Source organism: uncultured Limnohabitans sp. (assembly GCF_937889215.1).
In the GTDB taxonomy this organism is placed as follows: Bacteria; Pseudomonadota; Gammaproteobacteria; order Burkholderiales; family Burkholderiaceae_C; genus Limnohabitans_A.
Genome location: NZ_CALBEX010000349.1, coordinates 1 through 4,923, shown reverse-complemented (window position 1 = coordinate 4,923; position 4,923 = coordinate 1). Strand labels below are relative to the sequence as shown.

The window sequence follows — 4,923 nt, the reverse complement described above, 5'->3', positions numbered from 1 at the left end:
GGTCAGTCGGGTGAAGGCACCAAACAGCACCAGATCAAAAGTCAGGAACAGTGTGATCAGTGTCAGGGCTTTCAAACGCCGAGAAGGCGTCGCCATGCGTTGCCGCCACAACCACCAAGACAGCGGCAAAGCGGCCACAAGCAGGCCAACGCCCATCAACTCCAAAATGGGCTCGAGGTTGTACAAGTCGACCTCTGTCATGCTCATCGCCCCGCCTCGTCCCAGGACGAGGATGCTCTGAGCAAACGGCCGATGTCGCGTTTGGCTTTGGAGGCACCTGCCACATCCATGTTCGCAGGAAAACGCATCATGAAATTACCCATGGGGTCTACAACGTAGAGGTGGTCTTCAATTTGCTGCCCTTGGGCTGGGCTGATCCAAGTTTGCACCACCGCTGGATCCATTCTTAATACGTGCGCCATGTTCAGGGCAGGCAATAATTTTTCGGCAATCGGGGCGTCGTCCGTGACCAGCCAGACGCGGTCCACACGGTCTTTGTCTCGCCCTAATATTTCACGCAGTTGCCTCTGAAAATACAAATTTTTCTGGCACTCATCGGCGCACGATCCAGACGCCACGCTGACCAGCAACCACTGACCACGCAACGAGTTCAGGGCCAATTCTTGCCCTTCATTGTTTTTAACCACCACTTGAGGCATGTCCTTTTGTGGCTCAATCAGTTCACCATAAACACTTCTTCCCTCCGGTCGAAGCACGTAATAAGTGAAGTACGAAGCAATGACGGGCGACGCGCAAACCAACATCATCGCGATCATTTTCCAGCGACCCATGCGGGTACGTTGGGCATCAGCTTGCACAACAGAGCCTGGGCTGGGCATGTCGTGGACAGTCATGGCCAAGGGGCTGTCAGGCAGGTTGTTTTTGGCGGCGGGGTTGGACAATTTGGAACCAGACATAAAGTAAAGCAATCAGGCCACTCAGGCCAAACCACTGAAAAGCGTAACCATGGTGTTTCTCTACACCACTGGCCACCTTAGGCCATTCGCGCAAGAGACCTTCAGAGGCCGGTCCGGACTGCAACAATGAAACTTCAAGCACATTCAGACCGGTCTCTTTTCTGAAGTTCTCAAGATGGAGATTTTGCCGGATTGGCCCATCTTCCGGGCCACCGAAGTCATAGAGCCTTGATGGCCATGGGGCTAAATGGCCCTGCACTTCCACCCCACCATCAGGGGTCTGGATACTTGGCAAAGCCGTCCGGTCGGTGAAGGAGCGCTGTGCCCAACCCCGCTGCACCATGACAACCACTTCAGTGCCTTCAAGATGCATCGGCGTCAGCACATAAAAGCCCGGCTTGGCGTTCATTTGGCGGTTGTCCAAGTACAGCGTGTGCTGCGGCAACCACCGCCCCTTGAGCACCATGCGGCGGTGAATCAATTCTTGACGCTTGTTCACCGCGTCATCACGCTGCGCCAAGCTGCCTCCTCCCAGCACTTCCTTTGCCGATTGCTGTTCGCGTGCCGCTTGAAGGCTCAACTTCTCGTCTGCGCGGCTCAGCTGCCACATGCCCAATGAACTGGTCGCAGCGATCGCTGCCACGGCCGAGCTCAGCAAGAGCCATCTTTGCCAACTCGGGGTTTTCTCAGTCATTGGATAATGCACGCATGAAGATTTTGGTTGCTATCGCGTTTATGGCCATTTTGGGCAGTCTGGTCTGGGCCTTGGTTCACATGATGAGAGGCAAGTCGCCTCAGTCTGACGAGCAGCCACCCCCAAAAGGAAATATGGCCACCGCCTTGGCCTTCAGGGTCGGGTTCTCGATTGTCCTCTTTGTTTGTGTCTTGGTTTCATGGAAGATGGGTTGGATTCAGCCAACGGGTATTCCGCCAGGCGCTTGAATGGATTCAGCACTTATTTCTCGCCTGGTAATGTGATGTCTTCGCAAGTCGCGCGCACCACGCCAAGCCCGAACCTCTGTGCCCCAGTAAAAAAGCGCCCTTGGGCGCTTTTTTACTGCAGCGGCCAAGTCCTTACATCCAGTAAACCAGGATGTACAAACCCAACCAGACCACATCCACAAAGTGCCAGTACCAGGCTGCACCCTCAAAGCCGAAATGGCGGTCTTTGGTGAAATGCCCTTTTTGCAGACGCAATGTAATGAACAGCAGCATCAGCATGCCGACGAAAACGTGGAAACCGTGGAATCCCGTCAGCATGTAAAAGGTGGAACCATAAATGCCGGACGAGAGTTTCAAGTTCAGATCACCCCATGCATGGGCGTATTCATAGCCTTGCACAAACAAGAAAACGACACCCAAAATCACGGTCATCCACATGTACATGATCGTTTTGCTGCGGTTGCCAACCTGCAAGGCATGGTGAGCAATCGTCAAGGTGACGCCCGATGTCAACAACAACGCGGTGTTGATGGTGGGCAACCAAAAAGGCCCAACGGTCTGAAAGGGTTCTACAAGGCCTGCAGGCGATGTGGTCGCACCGGCCACCACACTGGGCCATGCGGCTTTGAAGTCAGGCCAAAGCAATGCGTTTTCTAAGCTGCCCAGGGCTGGAATCGAATGTGAACGGGCCCACCACAGTGCGGTGAAGAATGCGCCAAAGAACATGACTTCAGAAAAAATGAACCAAGTCATGCTCCAACGGTAAGACAAGTCAATTTTGCGACCGTACATGCCCGTTTCACTTTCGTGAACAGCCTCTGCAAACCACTGGTACAAAACAATCAACCACCAAGCCATGCCAAAGAACAGGCAATACATGCCCCAGTCGACCCCATTGATCCACTGGCCAGCGCCAAAAATGACAAAAAACAAACCGATCGCCGACATGACAGGATGGCGTGACTCGTGGGGGACGTAGTAATAAGGCGTGCTGCCGTGTGCTGCTGTACTCATGGAAACTCCTGCTCTGTCTTCATTCGAAATCTAATCTTGCGGGTTACAGCCCTGATGGCTGAGCCACAACCCAATTGACCAGGGCTATCAACCCCAGCACAAACAACAAAGCCGCACCGATGGCCACGCCAATGACGTGGAACGGATTGAGCTTTTCAACATCCTCTTGGTAGTCGGCATTTTTTCTGATGCCCACAAACGACCAAAGAACCGCCTGAATGGTCCGCAACCAATTGGTTTTATGAACTTTCACCGGATCTGTAGGGCTCATGAACCCAAACCTGTTTTAACAGCCACAGGCTGAACCGCAGCCGCCAACGGAGCCGTTGGTGCAGCGGGTGTTTTGCCACCCACCTCAAAGAAAGTGTAGGACAGTGTGATCGTGGTGACGTCTTTGGACAACTTGGGATCGATCACAAAAGCCACAGGCCAAGACTTCTTTTCGCCCGGCTGCAGCGTGTACTCATTGAAGCAAAAACACTCCAACTTGTTGAAATGGCTTGCCGCTTGTCGCGGTGCGTAGCTGGGAATCGCTTGCGCAGACATGACCCGGTTTTGTATGTTTTGGAACTCGTACATGACTGTACTGAGTTCACCCGGATGCACCTGCATGCTGCGCTTTTCAGGCTTGAAATCCCATGGACCGCGCGCATTGGCATCAAACTCGACGGTAATCGTTCGTGACGTGTCGACTTGGCTGTTGCGCAGCACCTGAGCGGCTTTGCCGGCCTTGGCATTTCCAGGAACCTGAGTTTCTGAAATCGACAAAACATTGATGCCCGTGATCTCGCAAATGGCCTGATAAATGGGCACCAGGGCGTAACCGAAGCCGAACATGCTGGCCGTCACAATCACCAGTTTGCCCACCATTTTCAGGTTTTCACCGCGCAAGTTCATGGGGTTCTTTCAGGGGTTGAGGAGCATCAACTTGGCCACAAATCCGAGCAGCACAGCGAGTGCCACTGAGGCCAAAATCAGCCCCAATCGCACATTGCTTTTTCTTTGTTCAGGTGTCTGGGCCATGACGATCAGCCAATCACACGGGTTGCCGTTGCGTCCAGCTTGGGTGGATTTTCAAAGGTGTGGAAAGGTGCTGGGGAAGGAACTTCCCACTCCAGGCCTTCAGCGCCTTCCCAAGGCTTTTGCGGCGCCTTCTCGCCCTTGCCCATCATGGCGGGCAAGACGATGAACAGGAAGAAGTACACCTGGGCAAAGCCGAAGAAGAAGGAACCGATCGAAGCAATCATGTTGAAGTCGGCGAACTGCATGGGGTAGTCGGCATAGCGGCGGGGCATGCCAGCCAGACCCAAGAAGTGCATCGGGAAGAACGTGACGTTGAAGGAGATCAGTGACCACCAGAAGTGGATCTTGCCGCGCGTTTCGTTGTACATCACACCGGTCCACTTGGGGATCCAGTAGTAAACGCCTGCGAACAGTGCAAACAGGGAACCCGCCACCAACACGTAGTGGAAGTGGGCCACCACGTAGTAAGTGTCTTGCAACTGGATATCGATCGGGGCCATGGCCAAGATCAGACCCGTGAAGCCACCCATGGTGAACACGAAGATGAAGCCCACCGCGAACAGCATGGGGGTTTCAAAGGTCATGGAGCCGCGCCACATGGTGGCGATCCAGTTGAAGATCTTCACGGCGGTCGGCACGGCGATCAGCATCGTGGCGTACATGAAGAACAACTGGCCTGTGACCGGCATGCCGGTGGTGAACATGTGGTGCGCCCACACGATGAAGGACAAGATGGCGATGGACGATGTGGCGTACACCATGGAGGCGTAACCGAACAACTTTTTGCGGGCGAAGGCGGGCACGATCTGGCTGATGATGCCGAAGGCCGGCAAAATCATGATGTACACCTCGGGGTGACCAAAGAACCAGAAAATGTGCTGGTACATGACCGGGTCACCACCACCAGCGGGGTTGAAGAAGCTGGTGCCAAAGTGGCGGTCTGTCAGGGTCATGGTGATCGCGCCAGCCAAAACGGGCATCACGGCGATCAGCAGGTAAGCGGTGATGAGCCACGTCCAAGCGAACA

Annotated in this window: 8 protein-coding genes and 1 pseudogene; 1 reads left to right on the top strand and 8 read right to left on the bottom strand. The window is 54.3% G+C overall.

The features are described 5' to 3' along the window. From Q0341_RS09000 to Q0341_RS08990, 3 genes and pseudogenes are all read right to left on the bottom strand, one after another. A pseudogene (locus tag Q0341_RS09000) lies at window positions 1-201 on the bottom strand (heme A synthase); the annotation flags it as partial. Window positions 202-203: 2 nt separating this feature from the next. Next, complete coding sequence (locus tag Q0341_RS08995; protein WP_299512311.1) at window positions 204-917, bottom strand: hypothetical protein; 714 nt, start codon at window positions 915-917, stop codon at window positions 204-206. Then, a complete protein-coding gene (locus tag Q0341_RS08990; RefSeq protein WP_299512308.1) occupies window positions 868-1,611 on the bottom strand; it encodes an SURF1 family protein in 744 nt (247 codons plus the stop codon). The genes Q0341_RS08995 and Q0341_RS08990 overlap by 50 nt, the downstream gene beginning before the upstream one ends. 14 nt (window positions 1,612-1,625) lie before the next feature. Between Q0341_RS08990 and Q0341_RS08985 the strand changes: the two genes are divergently transcribed. Next, window positions 1,626-1,859, top strand: coding sequence for a twin transmembrane helix small protein (locus Q0341_RS08985; protein ID WP_299512306.1), 234 nt, complete (start codon window positions 1,626-1,628; stop codon window positions 1,857-1,859). Between the two features lie 132 nt (window positions 1,860-1,991). Here Q0341_RS08985 and Q0341_RS08980 read toward each other — a convergent pair whose 3' ends face one another. The 5 genes from Q0341_RS08980 to Q0341_RS08960 form a co-directional block, all read right to left on the bottom strand. Beyond that, window positions 1,992-2,873, bottom strand: a complete 882-nt coding sequence (locus tag Q0341_RS08980) for a cytochrome c oxidase subunit 3 (RefSeq protein ID WP_299512303.1) — start codon at window positions 2,871-2,873, stop codon at window positions 1,992-1,994. A gap of 43 nt (window positions 2,874-2,916) precedes the next feature. After that, the gene (locus Q0341_RS08975) at window positions 2,917-3,144 is read right to left on the bottom strand and encodes a DUF2970 domain-containing protein (protein ID WP_299512302.1); all 228 of its coding nucleotides are present in this window, start codon (window positions 3,142-3,144) and stop codon (window positions 2,917-2,919) included. Further along, entirely contained in the window at window positions 3,141-3,770 is a 630-nt protein-coding gene (locus tag Q0341_RS08970) for a cytochrome c oxidase assembly protein (RefSeq protein WP_299512301.1), read from the bottom strand. Before Q0341_RS08970 ends, Q0341_RS08975 begins: the two co-directional genes overlap by 4 nt. A 9-nt stretch (window positions 3,771-3,779) precedes the next feature. Beyond that, window positions 3,780-3,896 carry a cytochrome oxidase small assembly protein gene (locus tag Q0341_RS08965; RefSeq protein ID WP_299512299.1) on the bottom strand — a complete coding sequence of 39 codons (117 nt, stop codon included), beginning with the start codon at window positions 3,894-3,896 and terminating at the stop codon, window positions 3,780-3,782. Between the two features lie 5 nt (window positions 3,897-3,901). Next, a partial coding sequence (locus Q0341_RS08960) for a cbb3-type cytochrome c oxidase subunit I (RefSeq protein ID WP_299512297.1) occupies window positions 3,902-4,923 on the bottom strand: 1,022 nt, incomplete at its 5' end.

Bases quoted from the DNA above. Each gene is read 5' to 3' on its own strand.
- Q0341_RS08980 (WP_299512303.1), bottom strand. From the start codon at position 2,873: ATGAGTACAGCAGCACACGGCAGCACGCCTTATTACTACGTCCCCCAC.
- Q0341_RS08970 (WP_299512301.1), bottom strand. From the start codon at position 3,770: ATGAACTTGCGCGGTGAAAACCTGAAAATGGTGGGCAAACTGGTGATT.
- Q0341_RS08995 (WP_299512311.1), bottom strand. From the start codon at position 917: ATGTCTGGTTCCAAATTGTCCAACCCCGCCGCCAAAAACAACCTGCCT.
- Q0341_RS08985 (WP_299512306.1), top strand. From the start codon at position 1,626: ATGAAGATTTTGGTTGCTATCGCGTTTATGGCCATTTTGGGCAGTCTG.
- Q0341_RS08975 (WP_299512302.1), bottom strand. From the start codon at position 3,144: ATGAGCCCTACAGATCCGGTGAAAGTTCATAAAACCAATTGGTTGCGG.
- Q0341_RS08965 (WP_299512299.1), bottom strand. From the start codon at position 3,896: ATGGCCCAGACACCTGAACAAAGAAAAAGCAATGTGCGATTGGGGCTG.
- Q0341_RS08990 (WP_299512308.1), bottom strand. From the start codon at position 1,611: ATGACTGAGAAAACCCCGAGTTGGCAAAGATGGCTCTTGCTGAGCTCG.